We start from the raw sequence: 23,245 nt of genomic DNA, 5'->3' as shown, positions 1-23,245 counted from the left end.
GGTAGCCGCCTGCCGCGCGGCGGGCGAGGTAGCCTCACGCTCGCACTACGTGCTTCCGCGAGCGGAGACGACAGGGGGAGGTGGAGCGATGGTCGACGCCGGCGAGGTGGTGCGTTGGCTACAGCTCAACGCGCTCCGCGGCGGCCCGGACGAGGTGTCCCAGCTTGTCGCCCGGGCGGCGCCCGCTATCGACGCCAGCGAGATCGTGATCTATCTGGCCGACTACACGCAGACCCTCCTCGTGCCGCTGCTCGGCGCGGGTCTGGACCGGGACCAGTTGGCGATCGAGACGACGCTCGCCGGCCGGGCCTTCACCACCCTCGACATCCAGCGCGCGCCCGACAGCCCGGACCGGGTGTGGGTGCCACTCCTGCTCGGGTGTGAGCGGATGGGCGTACTGGAGGTCGTCTCGCCGGGCGCCGCCGACCAGGCGATCGACGGTCCGGCCTGGGAGGTGGCGGTGAACGTCGCCCAGATCCTGGTCAACCGCCGGCTGTACGGCGACGTGGTCGAGCGGATGCGGCGGCGGCTGCCGATGCAGGTCGCTGCCGAGATCGTCTGGGGTCTGCTCCCACCGCTGACCTTCGCCACCGACGACCTTGTGGTCACCGCCATCCTCGAACCGTGCTACGACGTCGGCGGGGACATCTTCGACTACGCGTTGAACGACGACGTGCTCAGCGTCGGGCTCTTCGACACCTGTGGGCACGGCATCAAGGCGAGCACCCTGGCCTCGCTCGTGGTCAGCGCGTACCGCAACGCCCGTCGGTGCGGCCTCGACCTGGTCGACACGGCGATCAGCATCGACCGCTGGGTCCGGGCCGAGCACCCGAACCTGTTCGCCACCGGGTTGCTCATCGAGGTGGACCGCCGCACCGGGCAGCTCAGCATGATCAACGCGGGGCATCCGGGTGCGATGTTGCTCCGCGACGGCAAGGCCGTCCGGGAGCTTCCGGGGCCGACAGTGCTGCCGCTCGGCCTGGGCCACATGTCCCCTCGCCGGCCGCGGGTGCACGTCGAGAATCTGCATCCGGGCGACCGCATCCTCGCCTACACCGACGGCATCACCGATGCCCGGAACGCCGAGGGGGAGCAGTTCGGGCCGGACCGGCTCGTCGACTTCGTCAACCGCGCCCTCAACGACGGGTTGCCCAGCCCGGAAACGATGCGTCGGCTGGTCCGCGCGGTGGTCGGCTACCAGGACGACCAGCTCGAGGACGACGCGACAGCCCTCTTCGTGGAGTGGCGACCACCGCACCTGCCGCTGGCGCACCTCCGCGACCTCGCCACGCTCCGACCCTGACCGGTCGTCGACCCGTTGACCCCGCAGTGGGATTTTGCACTCGCAGTGCACTTGTCTCCGGTTGCGGGGCTGTCTAGCGTCACCTCATGGCTGACTCATGGACCTTCGCCGTGGCGCGTGACGACCTCGGGAAGACCACGCTCGTCGATGGCTCCACCCCCACCCCGACCGAGGGTGAGGCGCTCTTGCGGGTGGACCGCGTCGGCCTCACCGCGAACAACGTGACCTACGCGGTGCTCGGCGACGCCATGCGCTACTGGCAGTTCTTCCCGCCGGCCGCCCGGGGGCTCGGGGCGCGGTGGGGCCTCCCGCCGCTCTGGGGCTTCGCCGAGGTGGTCGCCTCGAAGGTGGCGGGGGTCGAGGTGGGCCAGCGGATCTACGGTTACCTCCCGCCCGCCGGTCACCTCGTGGTCCGCCCGGACCGGGTGGACGCGTCCGGGTTCCGCGAGGCGAGCCCGCACCGGGCCGAGCTGCCGTCGCCGTACAACGCCTACCGGTCCACCAGCGGCGACCCGGCGTACCAGCGCGACCAGCAGGATCTGTTGATCCTGTTCCGGCCGCTGTTCTTCACCTCGTTCATGCTGGCCGACCAGGTGGTCGACAACGACTTCTACGGTGCCGAGGCACTGCTGGTGTCGTCGGCGTCGAGCAAGACCGCGTACGCCGCCGCATTCGAGCTGCACCGGCGCGGGCCGCGCGTGGTCGGTCTCACCTCACCGGGCAACCTGGCGTTCACCAGGTCGCTCGGCTGCTACGACGAGGTCGTGTCGTACGACGATCTCGACACCCTCGACGTGGTTCCGACCGCCTACCTCGACCTGTCCGGCTCACCATCGACCCGCGCCGCCCTGCGGCAGCGCCTCGGCGACCGGCTCGTCCGGGACATCGCGGTCGGGCTCACCAACCAGACGCCGAACGCCGACGCCGCGGAGGAGGTGTTCTTCGCGCCGACGCAGATGCGCAAGCGTGGCCACGACTGGGGCCGCGACGGCCTCGACCAGAGGTTCACCGAGGCCTGGCAACGCTTCACGGCGGTGGTGAGCGGCTGGCTCGACGTTCAGGTGGGTGCCGGGCCGGCGGCGCTGCAACACGCCTGGCTCGACGTTCTCGCCGGTCGTACGCCACCACGGGTGGGCCACGTCATCCAACTGTGAGTGGCCGGCGGTGCGGGGGTCAGGCGGCGATGTCGTCGGCGAGCCGGTGGCGCAGCGTGGCCAGCGAGCGGGTGATCAGTCGGGACACGTGCATCTGCGAGACACCGATCCGGTCGGCGATCTGGGCCTGGGTGAGGTTGCCGTGGAAGCGCAGGCTCAGGATCTCGCGTTCGCGTTCCGGCAGCGTGGCGAGGGCCGGGGCGAGGGCGACGCGGATCTCGACGAGGTCGATCTCGTGGTCGTCGTCGCCGAGGGTGTCCCCGAGCTCCCGGTTGCCGTCGCTCCCGATCGGGGTGGACAGCGACGTGGCCCGGTAGGCGCGGGCACCCTCCAGCCCTTCCAGGACCGTCTCCTCGGAGACGTCGAGGTAGGAGGCGATGTCGGCCACCGTGGGCAGGCGCCCGAGGGTCTGGGTGAGGACGCCGTTGGCGGCGCTGATCGACAGCCGCAGCTCCTGGAGACGCCGAGGCACGCGCACGGCCCAGGTGCGATCCCGGAAGTATCGCTTGATCTCGCCGATGACGGTGGGGATGGCGTACCCGCTGAAGTCGATCCCGCGGCTGGGGTCGAAGTTGTCGACTGCCTTGATCAGCCCGACCGAGGCGGTCTGGGTCAGGTCGTCGTCGGGTGCGCCGCGTCCGCTGTAACGGCGGGCCAGGTGTCGGGCGAGCGGTAGCCATGCCTCGATGGTGCGGTCCCGCAGTGCGGGGCGGCGAGGGTCGTTGACCGGTGTGGCCGCCAGGGCGACCAGGAGTTCTTCCGGGCTCTGGGTGTTGCTCCGCTGGCCGATGAGGGTGCTGGTTGCTGTTCCGACGACGCTGGACATGGAGTGGTCCTCCCGCACGAGCCCGTTGATCGAATCGACCGGAAAGGGTCTCCGAACCGGCTGTCGCCGGAGCGCACGAACGGGCGGGAACGCGCTGTCGCAAGGCCACGATCACGGGCCTCGCCACCGCGTCATGTCGTCCACTTGATGCGTCGAACACTACCCGAAAGGCCGACTATTTACTAGCCGAAAGGATGAGCCCCTGGGTGTGTGGCGTCCTGGGAGAGGTGAACAGCGTGGATCAGCGGTGCTGGTCCGGCGCGTCGGCAGCGACCGGGGCCGGCTGGGCAGGCGTCACCGCGAACGGGTGGCGCAGTCGCCGCATGGCCTCCTCACTGCTGTCGAAGGTCACCTCCGGTCCGTCCAGCCCGTCGCCGTTCGACGTGGCGAGGAAGAGGGCGGGTCGACCGTTGTCGTTCGATGTCATGCAGGGATCCTGTCTTCACGAGAGGGGTACGTCGGGGGTTCGGCAACGTCGGCCGTGCGACCCGGTGACGCTCCGGCGCACACCGTTGGCGCCCGAAGCTGGTGTCCTGTGCACTGGCGAACGCCCGGCGACACCGACACCCCGCACCATACCCGGCAGTGTCACCCCTTATGCGCCGCCGACGTGGACGCCTCGCTTGTGGCAGGCCGGCCACCGGGGAATTCTGTAATCCCACCCGCTGCCACGAGTCTCCGATCTTGAGGGCGGTCAGCGCACCCAGCGTGGGCGCCGCGCGGATGAGCACACGAGGAGTGAGACCCATGTCGTCAGCCGGTCGAGCACTGCCCGATGTCGGGTTGGTCGTCGCGGCCAGGCAGGGCGACCAGCGCGCTCTCGACGACGTCGTCGCCGCCTCACTCCCGCTCGTCTACAACATCGTCGGGCGTGCGCTGCGCGGGCACGCCGACGTCGACGACGTCGTCCAGGAGACGTTGGTACGGGTGATCAGGTATCTGCCCGCACTCAACGACCCGGCGGCATACCGGTCCTGGCTGGTGGCGATCACCATCCGCCAGGTGCGGGACTGGGAGACGCGCCGCCGCGTCGCGCTCAACCGCGACGCCGGGCTCGACGCGATCCACAACGTCCCCGACCCCGCCTCCGACTTCGCGGGGATGACGATCCTCCGGCTCGGCCTCACCGACCAGCGGCGCGAGGTCGCCGAGGCCACCCGCTGGCTCGACCCGGACGACCAGGAACTGCTCTCGCTGTGGTGGCTGGAGGAGACCGGCGAGATCACCCGGTTCGAGGTCGCCGACGCGCTCGGGTTGTCACCCGGGCACGTCGCGGTACGGATCCACCGGATGAAGGAGCAGATCCAGAGCGCCCGCGGTGTCGTACGGGCGCTCCGCGCCCGCCCCGGCTGCCCGGACCTGGGCGCGGTGACCGCCGAGTGGGACGGCACGCCCAGTTCGCTGTGGCGTAAGCGGCTGGCTCGACACGTCCGCGACTGCGCGTTCTGTGGACGGCTGGGGACCACACTGCTCCCGATCGACCGGCTGCTCGCCGGCCTGCCACTGCTGCCGCTGCCGGCGGGCCTCGGCGCCCACCTGCCCAGCGCGCCCGCCCCGGCAGCCGCCGCGCAGGCGGTCGCCCCGCCGAACCCGACGGTCGGGCCCGCCTCCGGGCCGACAGCACCCGGCACCACCGATGCGGGCGGCGGCCAGCGGGTCGTCGACCTCGCCATCAACCGGCCCCGGGGTCTCGTGCCGTCCCTCGCCGCAGGTGTGGCCGCCGCCGTCCTGGCCATCACCATGGCGGTGGTGATCCTGCCGGACGATCCGGCCGCGCCCTCATGGGCGGCCCCGCCGCCCGCTGCGCCCACCGCCGTCGCCGCCCCGAGCGTCGCGCCCTCGCCGAGCGCCCGGCCCTCGTCGAAGGCGCCGGTCGCACCGGTGGTCAGCTCCACCCGCAAGGGCGTCGGGGTGTGGGACTTCGCCGGGGCGAGTCAGGCGTTGGCGAACTCCAAGGCCAGCTGGTACTACACCTGGGGCACCCAGCACCCGGGAATCAGCACTCCGCGCGGTGCGTCGTTCGTGCCGATGATCCGCAGCGCGGAGAACGTCACGGCCGGTGAGCTGACCCAGGCCAAGGCCGCCGGGCCGTACCTGCTGACCTTCAACGAGCCGGACATGCCCGAGCAGGCGAACATGACAGTCGAGCAGGCACTGGACCTGTGGCCGCGGCTGATGTCGACGGGCAGCAAGCTGGGCAGCCCGGCGGTCGCCTGGGGTGGGCCGGACCCAGGGGGTTGGCTGGACAGGTTCATGACCGGCGCCCAGGCCCGCGGTCACCGGGTGGACTTCATCACCGTGCACTGGTTCGGCGCCGACTTCACCACCGCCGCCGCCGTGGCGCAACTCCGGCAGTACCTGCAGGCCGTCTACCAGCGCTATCGGAAGCCGATCTGGCTCACCGAGTTCGCGTTGATCCGCTTCGGCGCTGGTGGTCCGCAGTTTCCCAGCCAGGAGCAGCAGGCGGCGTTCCTCACGGCGGCCACCGCCATGCTCGGCCAACTGTCCTACCTGCAGCGCTACGCCTGGTTCGGGCTGCCCGCCACGGACAAGGACCAGTCCGGTTTGTTCCGCGACGGAAAAGAGACGACCCCGGTCGGCCGCGCGTTCCAGGCCGCCCGTTGAGGGGGAACGACATGATGAACGAGCAGCCCACGAAGAAGAGCCCAGGGCGTGGCGTACGGGCCGGGCGGCTGGTCGGCGTCGTCGCGACCCTCGTCGTCACCGGGTTGGCCGTCGGTCTCAGCCAGGGTTGGGGCCGCACCGACCAGGCGCCGGTGGCCTCGTCGGCCACCGCCTCGTCGGCCGCAGCGGTGCCGACCGCGCCGGTGCTGCTCAACGGCACCGACGACGCCTTCATCCAACTCCTGATCCCGATGAACGAGGGTGCGCTCGCGCTGATCGACCAGGTCGACGCCCGCCCGGCGGCGGACCCGTCGCTGCGGTCCCTCCTCGGCGACCTCCGCAAGGCTCACCAGGCGGAACTGCGGGATTTGCGGGGGTTGCTGGCCGCCGGCAACGTGCCGGAGCTGAACATCCACGAGGGGCATCAGATGCCCGGCATGGTCACCGATACCAGCCTTGCCGAGTTGCGTACCGCGCCGGACGGCGAGCTGTCCGCCCGGGCCGCTGCCCTGATCCGGGCCCACCTCGCCCAGACAGTGGTGCTGTGCCGGGGTGAGCAGACCGCCGGGGGGAGCCCGGAGCTGCGGGCACTCGCCGGCCGGATCCAGCAGGCGCGGACCACCGAGCTGAGCACGCTCGACAAACGGCCCGACGCGCCCACCGCAGCCCCGGGCGGCTGACCGTGCCGCCCAGAGGACCGGCCGATGCGGACGTCTGACCTGCCCGCCGACGTCCGCTCCCCGTCCCGGGTGACCCGCGCCGCCCACCGTGCCGTCACGTCCGACGCCGTCCGCCCGGCCCGTCGTGCGACACACCGGCCCCGGACCGCACCACCGCCGGAAGCACCCGCCCCGGTGCCGGTCGCAGGTTGGCGTGCCGGCCACCGTCGCGCCGCCGGCCGCGCCGCTGTCGTCGCCTCGATCCTGACTGTCGGTGTCGGGTGGCTGCTCGCGATCCTCGTCGCGGGGCACGTCACCCTCTCGCCGGGTGCGCGGATGGTCGCCCTGTTCTGCCATCTCACCTGCCTCGTGGTGGGTTTCGGGGCGGTGCTGACAGTGGACTGGTTCAGCCTGCGCTGGCTGCTGCGCCGGGAACCGCTCGGCACGGTGCTGACCGCCGCCCGTGGCGCGCACCTGCTCATCTGGCTGGGCCTGGTCGGGCTGCTCGTCAGCGGGGCGGCCCTCGGGCCGGACACGTCGTCGGGGCTGGTCTGGGTCAAGTTGCTCGCCGTGCTGGTGGTCGGCGTCAACGGGCTGTTCCTCGGCCGGGTCCGGGATCGACTCGTGGCAGTGCAGGGCCGCCCGCCCTGGTCCGCACTGCTGCCCGGCGTCGCCGCCGCCACGATCTCGCAGCTCGCCTGGTGGACAGCGACAATCGTCGGCTTCTGGAACGCCAACAGCTGACCGGCGCCAGTGGCCGCGATCAGCCGAGGGGCGCCGGTGTGGGTCAGGCCGGTGTCGAATGCCTCGCCGCGAACCCGGCGCGGGTCAGGAAGGCGAGTTGGGCCCGCTTGTCCGGCATGTCGATCTGCGAGTCGAAGGTGAAGCCCTCGATCTCCAGGCGGCGCAGGGCGAGATGGTTGCGGACGTCCGGCTCGACCACGATCCGCTGTGCCGCCGGGTCGCGGAACAGGAAGCGGGCGATGGCCGGGCCGACCGCGTTGGTGAGGCTGCGGGCGAGGCGTCGGTCGGGGCTGAGCAGCAGGTGCATCCCCACGTCGCCGGGCTGGACGGGGTAGCGCTCGCCGACCGGGTCCGCCTCGGGCTGATAGCTCTGGAAGAGGCCGACAGGTTCCCCGTCGACCGTGATCAGGTACGCGTGGTGCGTGGGCAGACTGTCCACAAAGGCGTAAATCTCACGCACCTCGTCGAGGGTGTGCGAGCCCATGCCCCAGAAGGAGTTGCGGGGGAGGGTCACCCAACCGTGCAGGACTGCGGCGTCCCGGTCGGGGTCAACGGTCACCAACGACAGCTCGCCGAGACCGGCGATCTTCTCCTGGTACGTCATCGGGCGCCGTCCTCTGTTCCATCCGGGGCGTAACTTAGGTTAACCTCCCCTAACCAAGGATGACCTTACCTGGAGGGGTGCGTGAAACGGAACTGGGAGGCCCTGGTCCTCAAGGCCATGGGAGGGCGGGACTTTCAGCTGACCGTCCTGAGCACCGAGTCGATCGACGGGCACTACCAGCGGCTCCTCCTCGACGGGGGCGGCCTGCTGGAGACGTGCGGGGTGCACCCCACGATGTGGATCCGGCTGTGGTTCGACAACGACGGCAAGGCACACCAGCGCGCGTACACGCTTGTCGACCCCGACCCGGCCACCGGCCGGTTCACCCTCGAATTCGCCATCCACGACGGCTGTGCCGCCCGGTGGGCCACCACGGCCACGGTCGGCGACACCATCGGCGCGACAGTGCAGGGCACCGCCTTCGAACTGCCCGACCCCGCGCCCGAGCACCTCTACCTGGTCGGCGACGCGGCCTCCCTGCCCGCGGTGAACAGCCTGCTCGACGCCGGTGCCGACATCCCGGCGACGGTCTGGCTGGAGTACGCCCACGAGGGCGAGAAGGCGCTCGCACCGCGGGCCCGGACGCACCACGACGTCACCTGGGTGCCACGGCGCGACGAGGGTCAACACCTCGTCGACACGGTCTGCGCGGCAGTGCCGGCAAGCGGTGCCGGCCACTACTGGGTGGCCTGCGAGGCGGCCACCACCCGGGGCATCACCCGGCACCTCCGCAAGACGCTCGGCGTCGACAAGGACCGGTTGACAGCCCTCGGCTACTGGAAAGCGGCATGAAGGGCCGGCTCGGCACCCTGACCGCGCTGTACGTCACCCAGTACCTCGGCGTCGGCTTCATCACCGTCGGGCTCACCGCCATCCTGCGCGACGGTGGAACCTCGCTCGACACGTTGGCGCTGTTGCAGATCGTCGGCCTGATCTGGCCCATCAAGTTCCTCTGGGCGCCGATCCTCGACAGGTACGGCTCACGGCACCGCGGCCACTACCGGTCCTGGTTGCTCGTGCTCCAGACCGCCCTGGTGCTCGCCCTTCTGGCGTTGCTGCCGTTCGCCAGCCCGGCCGACGCGCTCGGCCCGATCGTCGCGATCTGCGCCGCGTACGTGTTCTTCTCGGCCACCCAGGACATCGCCGTGGACGCCGTCGCGGTCCGGATGCTCGCCGACTCGGCGCGCGGCACCGGCAACGGCATCCAGGTCGCCGCGAGCTACCTCGGCAACCTGCTCGGTGGCGGTGCCTGTGTCCTGGTCTACGACCGGTTCGGTTGGGCGCCGGCGATCGGCCTGCTGGTCGCGATGACGGCGGTCGGCCTGCTGGTGGTGTGGCGGTTCCAGGAGCCGGCCCGTACCGATCGGGTGGAACGGGTCGGTACCGCCTACCGGGCGCTGCTGTCGGTGTTCGGCCAGCCGGGCTGCCGGTGGTGGACGTTCGGTGTGGTGCCGCTCGTCTACGTCGGCGCGGGCATGGCGTACGCCCTGGTCACCCCGGCGCTTGTCGACGCCGGGTGGTCGTTGGGTCGGATCGGCGTCGTCACCGGGGTGGTGACGAGCGTCCCGGCCATCGTGGCGGGCCTGGTCGCGGGGCTCGGGGTCGGGCGGTTCGGGCGCGCTGGCGTGCTGGTGGTCGGCGGCGTCGCGCTCACCGTGTCGACGTTGCTGCTGCTGCCGCTGATGAACGGCCGGGCGCCGCTCGGCGGGACGATCGCCGCTCTCTGCTGCTTCATGGCGGCCTACACGATCGCCAACGTCGTGCTCTACACCGTGAACATGGACTACTCGCGGCCCGACACCGGCGGTACCGACTTCACCGTCCTGTCGTCGTTCGGCCTGGTCTGCTCGTTCGTGGCGGCGTCCATCGGTCTCGCGGCGGCCGACCGGGTCGGTTACCCGGCGGTCGCGGTGGCGGCAATCGTGCTGGTGGCCGCCGGGGTCGTCCTCGGCCTCGCCCACCAGCGGCGGTTCCCGCACCGGCCCGGCCCCACCGCCGGCCCGGTGGCCGAGCAACCGGTCGTGGACGGCGTCAAGGCGGTGGCGTGACAGCGGTTCAGCCGGCCGACACCACCACACCGGCACGACTGCCACAGCGCTGGCTCATCCTGGCCGTCCTGTGTGTCGCGCAACTGGTGGTGGTGCTCGACAACACGGTGCTGACCGTGGCGGTGCCGGTGCTCACCACCGAGCTGGGCGCCAGCACCGCCGAGGTGCAGTGGATGATCAACGCGTACGCGTTGGTGCTGTCCGGGTTGTTGCTCACCGCCGGTAGCGCCGCCGACAGGTACGGCCGCCGCCGGATGCTGCTCGCCGGGCTCGTCCTGTTCGGGGTGGGCTCGCTGGCCGCCGGGTTCGCCGGCACCAGCGGCCAGTTGATCGCCGCGCGGGCCGGGATGGGCGTCGGCGGGGCGCTGCTCGTCACCGCGACGCTCGCGGTGGCGATGCAGGTCTTCGACGCCGACGAGCGGTCCCGGGCGATCGGCGTCTGGGCGGCCACCAGCGCGTTGGGCTTCGCCGTCGGGCCACCGATCGGCGGCACGATCCTCGCGCATCTGCCGTGGGGCGCGATCTTCCTGATGAACGTGCCGATCGTGCTTGTCTGCCTGCTCGTCGCCCGTGCGCTGGTCCCGGAGTCCCGTGGGCCGGCCGGCGGCCGACTCGACATGCTCGGTGCCGCGCTCTCCACTGCCGGCCTGACCGCTGTCGTCTGGGCGATCATCTCCGGGCCGGAGCGGGGGTGGGCGTCGGCAGCTGTGGTCGGCGCGGCGGCTGCCGGCGTACTCCTGCTCGGGATCTTCGTGGGGTGGGAGCGACGGATCGCGTACCCGATGTTGGACATGCGCTTCTTCCGGGACCGGCGCTTCGTGGGTGCGATCTCCGGCGTCGTGCTGATCACGTTCGGGGCCACCGGCGCGCTCTTCCTGCTCACCCAGCACCTCCAGTTCGTCAGTGGGTATCCCGCCTGGGAGGCCGGCCTGCGGATGGCGCCGTTCGCGCTCTCCATCGTGCTGCTCAACGTCAGTGGCGTCGTCGCAGTCGTGATCCGTCGCCTCGGCCTGGCGGTCGCCATCGCGGTCGGCATGACGCTGCTCGCTGCTGGTCTCGCGCTCGTCACACTCGTGCCGTCCGACGGGTACGGGGTGCTGCTGGCCGGGCTGCTGGTCATGGGTGTCGGTTGTGCGCTCGCCAATCCGGCGATCGTCGAGGCGGTGATGAGCGCGATCCCGACGGCGAAGGCCGGCGCGGGCGCGGGTGTCGACGGCACCATGACCGAGGTGGGCAGCAGCCTCGGCATCGCGGTGCTGGGGGCCGTCTTGAATGCCCGGTTCGCGGCGCTGCTGCCGGCGGCCCTGGCCGGCGCCGGATCGTTTCCGGCGGCTCTCGCCGCCGCCGGTGGGGTGGCCGAACGGGAGGCGGTGACCGTCGCGTTCGCCTCCGCGCTGAAGACGGGGCAGCTGGTGGGAGCGGCTGCGGTGCTGATCGGTGGCCTGGTGGCCGCCGGATTGCTGCACCGGGCAGACCGCATCAAATCCGCCTAATAAGGGTAGGCTACCCTAATAGTGACATCGTGGTAGTCGACGGAGGCGGTATGCGGCTCTACCTGACCGCGCTCAACCCCACCGACGCCGTCCTGGACGGGTTCCTCCCGGCGGCGGCGGCGCTCGGGCTGCCCACCACAGTGCTCACCGACCGGCCGGGCGAATGGCCGGCCGAGGTTCGGGTGGCGCGCTGCGCGGTACGCGACCCGGCCGCTGTGGTCGCGGCGGCGGCACCGACCCGACCGGTGGCGCTACTGTCCAACAGCGACCACCTCCAGGAGGCCACCGCGATCGCCGCCCGAAAGCTCGGCCTGCCCGGCAAGGACCCGGACGCCGCCCGTCTCTGCAAGGACAAGGCCGCGGCCCGCCGGGCGATCGCCGCTGCGGGCCTCGATCTGGTACGCGCCGTCACCGTCGACCCCGGCGCCACGCCGGACGTGCCGGCCGGCATGTTCCCGGCGGTGGTCAAACCCCGCGAGGGGGTGGCCAGTGAGGACGCCTACCTGGTGGCCGACCACGCCGAGCTGGTCGCCCGGGTGGCCGAGATCCGTGGCCGGCGGCCCGACGTGGCTCTGGTGGTCGAGGAGTACCTCGACGGCGAGCTGCACACCTTCGAGACCCTCGGCGACGGCACCGCACTGGCCTCCCTCGGCGGGTGGCGCACCGGCCTCGGCCCACCGCCGACCTTCACCGAGGAGAGCCTCGCCTGGGCACCCCCGGCGGAGCCGGCACGCACCCAGTTGCGGGCGCGGCTCGACGCGCTCGGGGTCGGCTTCGGTGCCTGTCACACCGAGTACGTCGTCTCCGACGGCCGGGTACGCCTCATCGAGGTGAACTACCGGCTCATCGGCGACCGGATGGACCTGATCCTCGCCGAACTGTTCGGTGTGCCGTTGTTCGAGTACGTCATCCGCCTCCACCTCGGCGAGCCACTGGCCGCCCTCGACCTGCCCGACACCGTCGACCGGTACGCCCGGGTCGAGTACGTCTGCGCGGACCGGTCCGGCCGTCTCGTCGCCGCACCGGGTCCGCTGGACACCGTGCACGGCGACGTCCGGCTGGGCTGCCATCCGCTGCGCGAGATGGGCCGCACCGCCGCGCTGACCGGCACGAACCGCGACTACCTCGCCGTGCTGCACGGGATCGGTCCCGACGAGGGCGCCGTCCAGCAGGCGCTGGCAGCCTTCCGCAGCAACCTGTCCTGGACGATCGTCGAGTGACCGACGACTGCGAGCGGGAGGTCTTCGCCCGGGTGCTCGACGCCCTGCTGCGCGAGGATCACCTCGGCCTGCGCAGCACCGGCCGACCGGACGGGCCCGACTGGTGGGAGGTGCCGCACCCCGCCGGCCTGTTGCGCATCCCGGTCCGAGTGGACGGGTTCCAGCAGGCGCTGCGTTGCGCCGCGCCGATGGTGCTGCTGGTGGTCGGCGTCGGCCACGCACAGCGTACGGAGACTGTCGAAGGGCTGTTGACGCTGCTCGCGCCGCGCGACAACGCCGAGGCCGAGGCCGGCTGGCGGGACTTCGCCGTCGAGTGCCGCGCCGACCTGCGGGCCCGCCGGCTCGCCGCCCGCAACCGGGCACTGGTGCTCAGCGAGGTGACAGCCGAACGCGCGCGCACCCCGACCGGCCTGCCGGCGGCGCTCCTGGACGACGTGCTCGCCGCCCACCAGGGCCATCCCGTCTACCCCACCGACAGGTGCCGGCACGGCCTGCGCGACGACGAACTGCTCGGGTACGCCCCGGAGCACGCCCCCCGTTTCGCGCTGCGCTGGTACGCCGTCCCGACCGAGGACGTCCAGCTCGCCGGCGAGCTGCCCTCGTGGTGGCCGCCCGCACGGCGACCCGATCAGCTACTGCTGCCGGCCCACCCGATCACCGTGGCCCGCGACGCGCTCCCGGTGCAGGATCTGCCGGTGACCCCGGTGCGACCCACCCTCTCCATGCGGACCGTGGCGCTCGACCACGACCCGTACCTGCATCTCAAACTGCCGCTGCCGACCGCGAGTCTCGGCGCACGCAACAGACGCACTCTGCAACCGGGCTCGCTCGCCGACGGTGCGGAAGTCGCCGCACTGCTCGACCGGATCGCCACCGCCGAACCCCGCTTCGCCGGTCGGATCCGACACGCCGACGAGAGCACCTGGGCACACGTCGACGGTGACGAGCGACGCGGTTTCCTGCTGCGCAGATTTCCGCGCGACCTGGCCGGCGTCCAGGTGGTGCCGGTCGCGGCCCTCGCCGCCACCGACCCGGTGGCGGGCACGGTCCTCGAACGGATCAGCCCGCAGCGGCCCGTCGCACTGCTGGAGTCCTACCTGGACCTGCTGCTCGACTGGCATGTCTTCCTCTGGCTCCGCCACGGAATCGCACTGGAAGCGCACCCGCAGAACATCCACCTGCTGGTTCACCCGGACGACACCGTCGGGCTGCTCTACAAGGACAACGACGGCGCCCGACTCGACCCGCGGGACGACGGCCGTAGCGCGCTCACCCTGCACGACGACCGGATGTGGGCGGATGACCCACAGGAGCTGGCGGACGTGTTCATCACCATCACACTGCACCTGGCCGCCGCCGCGCCCCTTGTCGCACTGGCCGCCCGAGGACTCTCCGCACCGACACCCGCCGAGGCGCTGGTGCCCCGGCTCACCGCCGCCCGCGACAGGTGGGGTGACGGACCGGCGGTGCGGACCTTCACCGAGCGGGTCCTGCACGCCAGTCAGCTACCCGTCAAGGCGATGCTCACCGCCGGAACCCTGCTACCCAAACAGCGGCTGGGCTGCGCCGACATCAACAAGTACTACCTGCGTACCGGCCCGAACTACCTCCGGGAGACACGATGACGAGCGCCGCCCAGTTGCGCTCCCGGCCGGACACCGACACCGGTCGGCGCGCCGACCTGGCCGCCGCCCACGCCGTCTTCGGTTGCCTGCTGCGCGAGCTGGCCCCGCCGGACGGCGCCCCGGCCGTTGTCGACGGGGCCGTCCGGCTGCTGCTGCGGCACGTCGACGTCACGGTGCGCTGCCAGGTCGCGCGAGTCTCGCCGCTCGGCGCGCACCGCTACACCGGCCCCGTCCAACGCAGTGCCGGCGGCGGACGGTGGGAGGACCTGGACGCCGACGGGTTGGCCGCCCTGGTCGCCGGGGAACTCGGCACCCGTACCGGCCTGGCCAACGACGAGTTCGTCGAGCAGGTCCGGGCCAGCCGGGACACAGTGGCCCGGCTGTTGGCCGAACGACCGGCCGAGGACCCGACCCCGACCGGTGAGCCGGCCATCGACGCGTACGTCGACTCCGAACAGTCGCTCGTCTTCGGCCACCCGCACCACCCCACCCCGAAGTGGCGCAGCGGCGACCCGGACAGCTGGCGGGCGTACGCGCCGGAGCTGCGCACCGCGTTCCGGCTGCACTGGCTCGCCGTACCGGACGACCTGATCGCCGACGCCGGGCCGTTCGACCCGCTGGTGGCCGCCCTCGACCCACCACGTCCCCCGCGCGGGCACCGCGTCCTGCCGGTGCACCCCTGGCAACTGTCGCTGATCCCGCCCACCCACCCACTGCTGCGCCACCTGGGGGCGGCCGGTGTGCCGGTACGACCCACGGCGAGCGTCCGGACCCTCTACGCCCCCGAGGCCGACCTGTTCGTGAAGACCAGTCTGCACGTGCGGATCACCAACTGCCTGCGCAAGAACGCCCGCTACGAACTCACCGGCGCGGTGGCGCTGACCGATCTGCTGACCAGGGTGCCGCTGCCGGACGGGGTACGGCTGCTCACCGAGCCCGCCTACCGCACTGTCGACGTCCCCGGCCCGGACGAGGCGTACGGGACGATCCTGCGCGGCGGTCTGCGCCCGCACCTGCGTCCCGGCGACGTCCCGGTGCTGGCGGCGGCGCTGGCCGCGGCGCCGCTCGCGACAGCGGACCCGGTGGCCTGGTGGCGGGCGTACGTCAGCCTGCTCGTGCCAGCGGTGTTACGCAGCTGGCTCAGTCACGGCGTCGTGCACGAGGCACACCTGCAGAACGTTGTCGTCGTGCTCGACAGCGACCACCGCCCGGTCCGCATGCTGCTGCGCGACCTGGAGGGCGTGAAGTTGGCCGCCGACCAGTGGGGCACCTGGCCGGACGCAGTGCCGGCGCAGGTCCGCTACGGCCCCCGGGCCGCCCACCGCCGGATCGTCTACTGCCTGTTCGTCAACCACCTCGGTGGGATCAGCGGCGCCCTCGCCGACGCCCGGCCGGGAATCGAACGGCGACTGTGGCAGGAGCTGCGCGCTGTCGTCGAGGCGGTGTCCGCCGACCTCGGCGACCCGGCCGAGCTGCGCGCACTGCTGACCGGGGAGCCGCTGCTGGCCAAGGCGAACCTGCTGGTCCGGTGGCGGCGCGACGCCGACCGGGCGGCACCGTTCGTGCCGGTGCCGAACCCGATGGGTGGGCCACGATGACCCGACCGGTCTACGTCCACGACCTCGACGCGCTGGCCCGGCAGGCCCGAGCGATCCGGGCGGCGCTGCCCCGGCAGGTCGAGCTGCTCTACGCGGTCAAGGCCAACCCGGATTCCGGTGTGCTGGGGACCCTCGCCCCGATCGTCGACGGGTTCGAGGCCGCCAGCCGGGGAGAGCTGCGCAGGTTGGCAGAGGTGCTGCCGGGACGGGCCCCGGCCGCGTACGCCGGGCCGGGTAAGACCGACACGGACCTCGCGGCCGCTCTCGCCGCCGGGGTGCACCGCATCCACGTCGAGTCACCCACCGAGCTGGCGCGGCTCGGCGCGCTGGCCACCGCCGCGGGCCGGTCGGCCCAGGTGCTGCTGCGGGTGAACCTGCCGGTCGACGCGCCGGGCGCGAGCCTGGTCATGGGCGGCGGACCCAGCCCGTTCGGCATGGACCCGGCCGACGCTGTCGCGTGCGCCCGTCGCCCGCCGGCCGGCATCGACGTACGCGGAATCCACGCCCACCTGGCCAGCGGGCTGGACGCGCCGCTCGCCGCGACTGTCGCCGCCGCCGTTGTCGACTGGGCGGCGGCCGAGGTCGACGCCGCCGAGGTGGACGTGGGTGGGGGCATGACCGTCGACTACACCGACCCGGACGCGCGGTTCGACTGGGAGGGCTACGGCCGGGCCCTGGGCGCTGTCCTGGACAGGCATCCGGGGGTGCGGCTGCGCATCGAGCCGGGCCGGTCCGTCACCGCCCACTGTGGGGCGTACCTCACCGAGGTCGTCGACGTGAAGCGCTCCTACGGCGAGTGGTTCGTGGTGGTGGCCGGCGGGACGCACCACCTGCGAACCCCGGCGGCGAAGGGGCACGCGCAGCCGTTCACTGTGCACCCGCGAAGCGGTGCCGGCGGCCCTCGTACCGACGGCGGGCCGGTCACCGTGGTCGGGCAACTCTGCACCCCGAAGGACGTGCTGTCCTTCTCGGCCACCGCCGGGCCGATCGGCGTGGGTGACGTGCTGGCCTTCGCGATGGCCGGCGCGTACGCCTGGAACATCAGCCACCGTGACTTCCTGCTGCACGAGCCTCCGCTGTTCCGCACCGGTGACCTGCGTAAAGTGGCCGCCGAGTGGGCGGAACGGCCGCTCGGAGGGTAAGCCGGAGAGGCGCGATCGGCGCAGCGTGTTATCGATAACATGCTATCTTTCGCCCGGGAGTGAAGGGCACGCTCCCGGTCACCCGAGCCAGCCGGCGACGACGCGCCGAGGGCCGAGCCCTCCCGCCGCCTCACCGGTCCGTGACCAGTCCGGGCCCCCGTCGATGCCAGGCGACCACTGTTGGTCGTCGAACGGCAAGGAGCCCCAGCAATGCTGAGACACAGGTTCTTCCTCCCATCCATCGCGGCCGCAGCGCTACTCCTCGCGGCCACCACCGGCGGCGCGTTGAGCAGCGGCTTCGGTGCCACTGCGGCGGCCGCCACGAACGGCACCCTCGCGGCGACCGCCGGCTGCGGCAAGGCGCCCACCCTCGCCAGCGGAACACGCACGATTCAGAGCAGCGGCCAGAGCCGCACGTACAACCTGCGGATCCCGGACGGGTACGACCGGAACCACCCCTACCGCCTGATCTTCGGCTTCCACTGGTTGAACGGCTCCGCCAACAACGTCACCTCGGCCGGTTACTACGGGCTCCAGCCGCTGTCGAACAACAGCACGATCTTCGTCGCTCCACAGGGACTCAACGCTGGTTGGGCAAACACCAACGGGCGGGACCTGACCCTGTTCGACGACATCTCCCGTCAGATCGAGAACGACCTCTGCGTGGACACCACCCAGCGCTTCGCCCTGGGCTGGAGCTACGGCGGGGCGATGAGTTACGCGGTGGCCTGCGCCCGGCCCACGATCGTCCGCGCGGTCACCGTCCTGTCCGGCGCGAACCTCAGCGGATGCAACGGGGGCACCCAGCCCGTCGCCTACTTCGGCATCCACGGCATCTACGACAGCGTGCTGAACATCTCCCAGGGTCGGCAGCTGCGTGACACGTTCGTGCGGAACAACGGCTGCACCGCGCAGAGCCCGCGCGAACCGAGCCGGGGCAGCCTCACCCACATCACCACCGCGTACGCGGGCTGCCGAGCCGGCTACCCGGTGCAGTGGGCGGCATTCGACGGGGACCACACCCCCAGCCCGGTCGACGGATCCGGCAGCCCCAACGACTCGCGGACCTGGACCTCGGGTGAGATCTGGAGGTTCTTCAGCCAGTTCGCGTCGACCACGCCGCCGACGACTCCGCCGCCCACCGACCCGCCGCCCACCGACCCGCCGCCGACCACCCCACCGCCCACCGGCGAACCGGGCACCTGCGCCGCCACCTACCGGACGCTGAACACCTGGCCCGGCGGCTTCCAGGCCGAGGTGACAGTGGCAAACAACTCCAGCACGCCGCTGAACGGCTGGACCGTGGGTCTGACCCTGGCCAGTGGTCAGGCCATCAGCAGCCTCTGGAGCGGCGTCAACACGGGCACCAGTGGCAGCGTGACCGTCAGGAACGCCCCGTACAACGGCGCGGTCGGGCCGAACGCCTCGACCACCTTCGGTTTCACCGCCACCGGCAACGGTGCCACCGCACCCGGCAGCGTCACCTGCACCAGCCCCTGAGGTCGACAGAGGGAGGGCCCGGAGCCAACCGGCTCCGGGCCCGCAGGTGCAACCCTCAGGCTTCGCCCTCGAGCAGGGCGCGGAGGGCGTCGAGGGCGGCGATCTCCTCCTCGAACGTCTTGCCGACGACCGGGCCGAGGAAGCGCGACAGCCCACTCGGCTGCCATGCCAGCTTCAGCGTGAGCTGGGTCCCGCCGCCGTCGGTCGGCCGGAGCGTGTACTCGCCCTGGGTGCGGACGACGCTGCCGGTGGCCTGGAACGCCAGGCGTCGGCCCGGCTCGAACCCGGTCACCTCGTAGTCGGCCGGGATGCGGCTCCCGCCGGGGCCCTTGAGCCCCTGCCGGTAGCGAGCGCCGACCCCCTCGCCGGAGACGCGCGCGATGTCGAGCACGTTGGGACGCCAGCGCGCGTCGTTCTCGCCGCGGGCGAGAAAGGCGAAGACGTCGTCGGGAGTCCGTCCGATGTGCACTGTCTTCTCTGCCGAGGGCACAAGAAACCCTTTCTCAGGGGTCAGGGAACGATCTTCATCTGTGCCATCATCCCACTGGCCGAGTGGTCGATCATGTGGCAATGGTAGACATACCGGCCAAGGTACGGCCCGAATGTCGCCTGGATGCGGACCGTCTCGCCCGGCCCCACCGAGATGGTGTCCTTCACCCCGGCCTCTCCCGGCGCCGGTGGTTGGCCGTTTCGGGCCAGCACCCGGAACTGGACCAGGTGGGGGTGGAAGTTGTGTGGGATGCCGAACAGCGTGTCGCCGTTCGTCACCGTCCACACCTCGGTGGTGTTGCGTTTGATCTCGGTGTCGACCCTCTCGGCGTCGAACTGCTGCCCGTTGAGGAGGAACTGACCTGTCGACGGGTTGAAGTTGAGGGTGAAGGCCCGCTCCTTGGTGGCCGCCGGCAGCGCGGGAATGGTGCTCAGTCGGTCGGGCACCCGGCTGGTGTCGGCGGCGGTCCGGTTGACGTCGAAGCGCAGCACCGGCCCGGCCACGGCGTCGTCGAGGATGATCTGGCTGCCGACTGGGAAAGCGCCGAAGTCGACGACGATCTCGATCCGCTCGCCGGGGGTCAGGCTCCACGCGCGGATCGGCGTCGGCCCGGCGAGCAGCCCGCCGTCGCTCGCGATCTGGGTGACCTCGGCGTCGTTGCCCAGCCGCAGGGTGAACGTGCGGAGGTTGGACCCGTTGACGAAGCGCAGTCGGTACTTGCGCGCGGCCACCTGGAAGTAGGGCTGCGGCTTGCCGTTGACGAGGATCGTGTTGCGGAACTGGAAGTCGTCGGGTTCGAAGATCAGGCTCGCGTCGTCGGCGAACCGGGCGTCGCGCAGCATGATCGGCACGTCGTAGTCACCGGAGGGCAACCGGAGTTCCGCCTGGGCTGGGTCGTCGATCAGGAAGAAGCCGGCCAGCCCACGGAACACGTGCTCGGCCTCCATGTGGTGGGCATGGTCGTGGTACCAGAGCGTGGCGGCCCGCTGCTTGTTGGGATAGCTGTAGAGCCGGCTCTTGCCCGGGTCGAGCACGTCGGTCGGAAACCCGTCGCTGCTCGACGGTGTGTGGCCGCCGTGTACGTGCACCGCGGTCGGCATGTCGAGGTGGTTGCTGTGGGCGATGACCGCCAGCCGACCCGTCTTGACCCGGAACGTCGGGCCGGGAAACAGCCCGTCGTAGGTCAACACTTCGGTTCGCGTGCCGGGCAGGATCTCCACTTGAGCCTTACGGGTGGAAACGACGTAGAAGTCGGTGTTGGCTACCGAGGCGATCGGTTTCTGGACGGGCGGTATCGGCATCCGGACAGCGAACGGGGCGGTTACGGCCGCGACGTGTGCCGTCTTCCCATGACCGGTGTGGGCGCCGTGAGCCGGCGTCGCGGACGCGGTGGATCCGCGGGCCGCTGCCGCCGCAGTGGCCGTGACCAGCGCGGCTGCTCCTGCGGTGGCGCCGGCTTTCATGACGTTGCGTCTGCTCACCATTGGTCGCTCCACTCCTGGTGTCGAGGTCTCGGGTGGACTGTCGCGGACGTCGCTCGACGCTCCGTCGAAGGCTGATCGCGGCCAAAAGTGGATTTCACCTTAAGTTTTGATGTGACTACCAAAAGCTAAGCTTCGATGCTTCCAGCGATGCGCGGTGAGACCGTAGACTCGTGCGAGTAGTCGGCCGTGACAACTCATAAGTGGCCGATCCGATCTGAGTGCTTTGTCGCCCACGCATGGGGGGGTCGGCGACACGGCGGGCAGCCGGCGCTGGGGAGAGCCGTTCAAGCCCGCACCTGGGGAGCTATAGGGCACACACCGGGGGATCCGCAATGGTTGTTGGAAAAAGCGTTGCGCTGCAGAGGGCCGCTGCCGAGGTTCTCGAACGTCGGCGTCAACCGATCCTTGTCGCCTATCGTCGACGTCTTGCGGCTGCGGGCGACGACTTCGCCGGGGCCGCTGACCTGATCGTCAGCTACGCGACCCAGGCCGACGTCCTGCTGCAGGAGACGATCGCCGAGATCCGTCGCGAGACGATCGACCCGCTGTCGACATCGCCGCCGACGGTGTTCACCGAGGGCGTCGAGCTCCACCCACGCGAGTGCTTCCGCGCGGTCATCGCGCTCGCCGACATCGTGTTGGCCGACGCGCTCGAGCAGTTGGGTGGCCAGCCCGACCAGAGCGCGATCCTGGCATGTGTCGCCGACGCGCTCACCCGTGCAACGCTGACCCGGCTGCTCGACGCGAGTTCGCGCTACGCCGCCGGCCTGATGAACGAGGTCCACCAGGCGCAGATCGCCGAGCGTTCGCTGATCGCTCGCGAGCTGCACGACCGGCTGGGCCACAGCCTCAGCGCCGCGTACCGCAACCTGGAGGCCCACGAGCTCGCCCAGGAACGTCGCCAGAACGACGTCGACCGCCGGGTGGTCATCGCCCGGGAGTCGCTCCACGACGCGGTCGGCTACCTGCGGGTGCTCATCGCCGACCTTCGGCTCTCGCAGCCGCTCGGGTCTCTCGACGAGGCGCTGGCCAACTTCCTGTCGACCGTCGAGACGGGCGAGACGCGGCTGCACACCGAGATCAACGGCGACGAGTCGTGGGTGCCGCCCGAGGTGCTCGACGAGGTTTTCCTGGTCGTCCGTGAAGCACTGCGCAACGCGGTCGCCCACGCCGGTGCCCGAGTGATCCACGCGGTCGTCGACATCACCCCGCACGAGCTGCGCGCGACGGTCGCCGACGATGGGGTGGGCTTCGACGTCGGGGCGATGCGCGACGGCTCCGGCCTGCGCGCGATGGCTGAGCGCGCGGCCGCCGTCGGCGGTCGCCTCGCGGTGCGTGCGACGAGCCACCAGGGCGCTTCGGTCGAGCTGGTGGTGCCGTTGCTCGCCGTCGAGGCGGGGGTCGGCCGGTGACCGTCACGATGATCGAGCCGACCCGCATCGTGCTTGTCGACGACCACGTCGTGGTGCGCGACGGCCTCCGGGAGATCCTCGACGCCCAGCGTGACCTCGTGGTCGTCGGCGAGGCCGGTGACAGCGGCGCGGCGATCAACGAGATCCGCGTCCGCCAGCCCGACATCGTGCTGCTCGACGTGCAGATTCCCGGCGACGGGGTGACCACGACGGTCCGCCGGATCCGTGACGTCGCGCCGGCGAGCCGAGTGATCATCCTCAGCATGTTCGACGGCCCGACGCTGTTGCGCGAGTTGTTGACCCTCGGCATCTGCGGTTACCTGCTGAAGAACTCGACGCGCCAGGAGTTGGTGGCGGCGATCCGCGGCGCGCGGGCCGATGACGCGCCGGTGATGCTTGCGGTGTCGCGCGAGAGCCTGACCCAGGTGCAGGGCCCGGTGCACAGCACGCTGTCGGACCGTGAGCGCGAGGTTCTGCAGCTGGTTGGTCAGGCGATGAGCAACGCCCAGATCGCCGGTCGGCTCTGCCTGTCGGAGGCGACGGTCAAGCGCCACCTCCGCAACATCTTCGCCAAACTGGGCGCGGTGTCACGGATCGACGCGGTCAACAGGGCCATTGCCGCTTCGCTCATCGTCCTGCCGAGGCTCTGCGTCGACCCGACATTTCACGGCGGATAGCAGGCGGCTCAAGGATTGCCCTGGGTGGCTTGCCCGCAAACGGGCACTCGTGTTGGACTAATGCCGTGAATAGCACTCGCCTGTTCGTGCTCGGAGCGCTCGCGCGTGGGGGCCCCATGCACGGGCACCAGATCCGCCGGGCGGCCCAGGTCGACCGTACCGAGCTGTGGAGCGACGTCAAACCGGGCTCGCTCTACGGTGCCCTGCACCGGATGCAGGTCGAGGGCGTCATCGAGGCCATCCGGACCGAGCAGGAGGGCAACCGGCCCGCCCGCACGATCTACGCGCTCACCTCGGCCGGCGCGGCGGAGCTGATCGACCACCGCGACGAGGCCTTGCGGGACACCAAGCTCCGGCACGACCCGGTCGATCTGGCCCTGCAGAACGTGATCGACCTCGAAGAGGACGCGCTGCGATCGATCATCGTCGCGCGTCGCAAGGCCCTTGCCGCGCAGCTCGACGCGTGGCTCGCGCTCCGGGAGCTGGCCGCGCCACACATCCGCGGTCTGGAGTGGACGACGTTCCGTCACACCGAGCTCCGACTCCGTACCGAGCTCGCCTGGCACGACGAACTGCTCGACCAGTTGCCCAAGCTGATGGCCAACCAGCCGACCTCGATGACCACGTCGTGACGACGCCAG

21 protein-coding genes are annotated in these 23,245 nt (G+C 71.2%); 16 read left to right on the top strand and 5 right to left on the bottom strand.

Translation table 11 applies throughout. The features are described from left to right. Positions 1 to 88 precede the first annotated feature (88 nt). A complete protein-coding gene (locus tag ABZ406_RS10880; protein ID WP_357758687.1) occupies positions 89 to 1,303 on the top strand; it encodes a PP2C family protein-serine/threonine phosphatase in 1,215 nt (404 codons plus the stop codon). 86 nt (positions 1,304 to 1,389) lie between these two features. Then, complete coding sequence (locus ABZ406_RS10875; RefSeq protein ID WP_357758684.1) at positions 1,390 to 2,457, top strand: DUF2855 family protein; 1,068 nt, start codon at positions 1,390 to 1,392, stop codon at positions 2,455 to 2,457. Positions 2,458 to 2,476: 19 nt separating this feature from the next. Here the strand turns inward: ABZ406_RS10875 and ABZ406_RS10870 are convergent, their stop codons facing one another. Both ABZ406_RS10870 and ABZ406_RS10865 read right to left on the bottom strand, forming a co-directional pair. After that, on the bottom strand, positions 2,477 to 3,283 hold the full coding sequence (locus ABZ406_RS10870) for an RNA polymerase sigma factor SigF (protein ID WP_357758681.1): 807 nt from the start codon (positions 3,281 to 3,283) through the stop codon (positions 2,477 to 2,479). A 241-nt stretch (positions 3,284 to 3,524) separates the two neighbouring features. Then, positions 3,525 to 3,710 carry a hypothetical protein gene (locus ABZ406_RS10865; protein ID WP_357758678.1) on the bottom strand — a complete coding sequence of 62 codons (186 nt, stop codon included), beginning with the start codon at positions 3,708 to 3,710 and terminating at the stop codon, positions 3,525 to 3,527. Between the two features lie 320 nt (positions 3,711 to 4,030). Here ABZ406_RS10865 and ABZ406_RS10860 point away from each other — a divergent pair, with 320 nt between their 5' ends. The 3 genes from ABZ406_RS10860 to ABZ406_RS10850 are packed head-to-tail and all read left to right on the top strand — an operon-like array spanning position 4,031 to position 7,311. Further along, on the top strand, positions 4,031 to 5,908 hold the full coding sequence (locus tag ABZ406_RS10860; protein WP_357758675.1) for a sigma-70 family RNA polymerase sigma factor: 1,878 nt from the start codon (positions 4,031 to 4,033) through the stop codon (positions 5,906 to 5,908). Positions 5,909 to 5,919: 11 nt separating this feature from the next. Further along, a complete protein-coding gene (locus ABZ406_RS10855) occupies positions 5,920 to 6,588 on the top strand; it encodes a DUF305 domain-containing protein (protein ID WP_357758672.1) in 669 nt (222 codons plus the stop codon). Between the two features lie 24 nt (positions 6,589 to 6,612). Beyond that, on the top strand, positions 6,613 to 7,311 hold the full coding sequence (locus tag ABZ406_RS10850; RefSeq protein ID WP_357758669.1) for a hypothetical protein: 699 nt from the start codon (positions 6,613 to 6,615) through the stop codon (positions 7,309 to 7,311). A gap of 43 nt (positions 7,312 to 7,354) precedes the next feature. Here ABZ406_RS10850 and ABZ406_RS10845 read toward each other — a convergent pair whose 3' ends face one another. Further along, positions 7,355 to 7,915 (bottom strand): GNAT family N-acetyltransferase, encoded by a 561-nt coding sequence (locus tag ABZ406_RS10845; protein WP_357758666.1) that lies wholly within the window; start codon positions 7,913 to 7,915, stop codon positions 7,355 to 7,357. Positions 7,916 to 7,996: 81 nt separating this feature from the next. Between ABZ406_RS10845 and ABZ406_RS10840 the strand changes: the two genes are divergently transcribed. The 8 genes from ABZ406_RS10840 (at position 7,997) to ABZ406_RS10805 (ending at position 18,541) form a co-directional block, all read left to right on the top strand. Next, on the top strand, positions 7,997 to 8,707 hold the full coding sequence (locus ABZ406_RS10840; protein ID WP_357758664.1) for a siderophore-interacting protein: 711 nt from the start codon (positions 7,997 to 7,999) through the stop codon (positions 8,705 to 8,707). Next, complete coding sequence (locus ABZ406_RS10835) at positions 8,704 to 9,963, top strand: MFS transporter (RefSeq protein WP_357758661.1); 1,260 nt, start codon at positions 8,704 to 8,706, stop codon at positions 9,961 to 9,963. The genes ABZ406_RS10840 and ABZ406_RS10835 overlap by 4 nt, the downstream gene beginning before the upstream one ends. Next, positions 9,960 to 11,456: an MFS transporter gene (locus ABZ406_RS10830; protein ID WP_357758658.1), complete on the top strand. Its 1,497-nt coding sequence runs from the start codon at positions 9,960 to 9,962 to the stop codon at positions 11,454 to 11,456. The genes ABZ406_RS10835 and ABZ406_RS10830 overlap by 4 nt, the downstream gene beginning before the upstream one ends. A 50-nt stretch (positions 11,457 to 11,506) precedes the next feature. Continuing rightward, positions 11,507 to 12,676, top strand: a complete 1,170-nt coding sequence (locus ABZ406_RS10825; RefSeq protein ID WP_357759002.1) for a siderophore biosynthesis protein — start codon at positions 11,507 to 11,509, stop codon at positions 12,674 to 12,676. Beyond that, a complete protein-coding gene (locus tag ABZ406_RS10820; protein WP_357758655.1) occupies positions 12,673 to 14,301 on the top strand; it encodes an IucA/IucC family protein in 1,629 nt (542 codons plus the stop codon). The genes ABZ406_RS10825 and ABZ406_RS10820 overlap by 4 nt, the downstream gene beginning before the upstream one ends. Further along, positions 14,298 to 15,899, top strand: a complete 1,602-nt coding sequence (locus ABZ406_RS10815) for an IucA/IucC family protein (protein WP_357758652.1) — start codon at positions 14,298 to 14,300, stop codon at positions 15,897 to 15,899. The genes ABZ406_RS10820 and ABZ406_RS10815 overlap by 4 nt, the downstream gene beginning before the upstream one ends. Next, positions 15,896 to 17,041, top strand: coding sequence for an alanine racemase (locus tag ABZ406_RS10810; protein WP_357758649.1), 1,146 nt, complete (start codon positions 15,896 to 15,898; stop codon positions 17,039 to 17,041). The genes ABZ406_RS10815 and ABZ406_RS10810 overlap by 4 nt, the downstream gene beginning before the upstream one ends. 210 nt (positions 17,042 to 17,251) lie before the next feature. After that, positions 17,252 to 18,541: a cellulose binding domain-containing protein gene (locus tag ABZ406_RS10805; protein ID WP_357758646.1), complete on the top strand. Its 1,290-nt coding sequence runs from the start codon at positions 17,252 to 17,254 to the stop codon at positions 18,539 to 18,541. A gap of 55 nt (positions 18,542 to 18,596) precedes the next feature. Here the strand turns inward: ABZ406_RS10805 and ABZ406_RS10800 are convergent, their stop codons facing one another. Beyond that, a complete protein-coding gene (locus tag ABZ406_RS10800) occupies positions 18,597 to 19,031 on the bottom strand; it encodes an SRPBCC family protein (RefSeq protein ID WP_357758643.1) in 435 nt (144 codons plus the stop codon). Between the two features lie 20 nt (positions 19,032 to 19,051). Beyond that, a complete protein-coding gene (locus tag ABZ406_RS10795) occupies positions 19,052 to 20,332 on the bottom strand; it encodes a multicopper oxidase domain-containing protein (protein ID WP_357758640.1) in 1,281 nt (426 codons plus the stop codon). Between the two features lie 515 nt (positions 20,333 to 20,847). On the opposite strand from ABZ406_RS10795, the gene ABZ406_RS10790 reads away from it, so the two are divergent. From ABZ406_RS10790 to ABZ406_RS10780, 3 genes are all read left to right on the top strand, one after another. After that, positions 20,848 to 21,927 carry a histidine kinase gene (locus tag ABZ406_RS10790; RefSeq protein ID WP_357758637.1) on the top strand — a complete coding sequence of 360 codons (1,080 nt, stop codon included), beginning with the start codon at positions 20,848 to 20,850 and terminating at the stop codon, positions 21,925 to 21,927. Next, positions 21,924 to 22,604: a response regulator transcription factor gene (locus ABZ406_RS10785; protein WP_357758634.1), complete on the top strand. Its 681-nt coding sequence runs from the start codon at positions 21,924 to 21,926 to the stop codon at positions 22,602 to 22,604. The genes ABZ406_RS10790 and ABZ406_RS10785 overlap by 4 nt, the downstream gene beginning before the upstream one ends. 65 nt (positions 22,605 to 22,669) lie before the next feature. Next, on the top strand, positions 22,670 to 23,236 hold the full coding sequence (locus tag ABZ406_RS10780) for a PadR family transcriptional regulator (RefSeq protein ID WP_357758630.1): 567 nt from the start codon (positions 22,670 to 22,672) through the stop codon (positions 23,234 to 23,236). Positions 23,237 to 23,245: the final 9 nt, after the last annotated feature.

The organism is Micromonospora sp. NPDC005710 (assembly GCF_040630995.1).
Lineage (GTDB): Bacteria > Actinomycetota > Actinomycetes > Mycobacteriales > Micromonosporaceae > Micromonospora.
Note: the sequence above shows the minus strand (reverse complement) of the source record. Positions and strands in the feature narration are given on the sequence as shown.

Coding starts and splice junctions, on each gene's coding strand:
- ABZ406_RS10880 (WP_357758687.1), top strand. CDS start 89: ATGGTCGACGCCGGCGAGGTGGTGCGTTGGCTACAGCTCAACGCGCTC.
- ABZ406_RS10875 (WP_357758684.1), top strand. CDS start 1,390: ATGGCTGACTCATGGACCTTCGCCGTGGCGCGTGACGACCTCGGGAAG.
- ABZ406_RS10870 (WP_357758681.1), bottom strand. CDS start 3,283: ATGTCCAGCGTCGTCGGAACAGCAACCAGCACCCTCATCGGCCAGCGG.
- ABZ406_RS10865 (WP_357758678.1), bottom strand. CDS start 3,710: ATGACATCGAACGACAACGGTCGACCCGCCCTCTTCCTCGCCACGTCG.
- ABZ406_RS10860 (WP_357758675.1), top strand. CDS start 4,031: ATGTCGTCAGCCGGTCGAGCACTGCCCGATGTCGGGTTGGTCGTCGCG.
- ABZ406_RS10855 (WP_357758672.1), top strand. CDS start 5,920: ATGATGAACGAGCAGCCCACGAAGAAGAGCCCAGGGCGTGGCGTACGG.
- ABZ406_RS10850 (WP_357758669.1), top strand. CDS start 6,613: ATGCGGACGTCTGACCTGCCCGCCGACGTCCGCTCCCCGTCCCGGGTG.
- ABZ406_RS10845 (WP_357758666.1), bottom strand. CDS start 7,915: ATGACGTACCAGGAGAAGATCGCCGGTCTCGGCGAGCTGTCGTTGGTG.
- ABZ406_RS10835 (WP_357758661.1), top strand. CDS start 8,704: ATGAAGGGCCGGCTCGGCACCCTGACCGCGCTGTACGTCACCCAGTAC.
- ABZ406_RS10825 (WP_357759002.1), top strand. CDS start 11,507: ATGCGGCTCTACCTGACCGCGCTCAACCCCACCGACGCCGTCCTGGAC.
- ABZ406_RS10815 (WP_357758652.1), top strand. CDS start 14,298: ATGACGAGCGCCGCCCAGTTGCGCTCCCGGCCGGACACCGACACCGGT.
- ABZ406_RS10810 (WP_357758649.1), top strand. CDS start 15,896: ATGACCCGACCGGTCTACGTCCACGACCTCGACGCGCTGGCCCGGCAG.
- ABZ406_RS10805 (WP_357758646.1), top strand. CDS start 17,252: ATGCTGAGACACAGGTTCTTCCTCCCATCCATCGCGGCCGCAGCGCTA.
- ABZ406_RS10795 (WP_357758640.1), bottom strand. CDS start 20,332: ATGCCGATACCGCCCGTCCAGAAACCGATCGCCTCGGTAGCCAACACC.
- ABZ406_RS10790 (WP_357758637.1), top strand. CDS start 20,848: ATGGTTGTTGGAAAAAGCGTTGCGCTGCAGAGGGCCGCTGCCGAGGTT.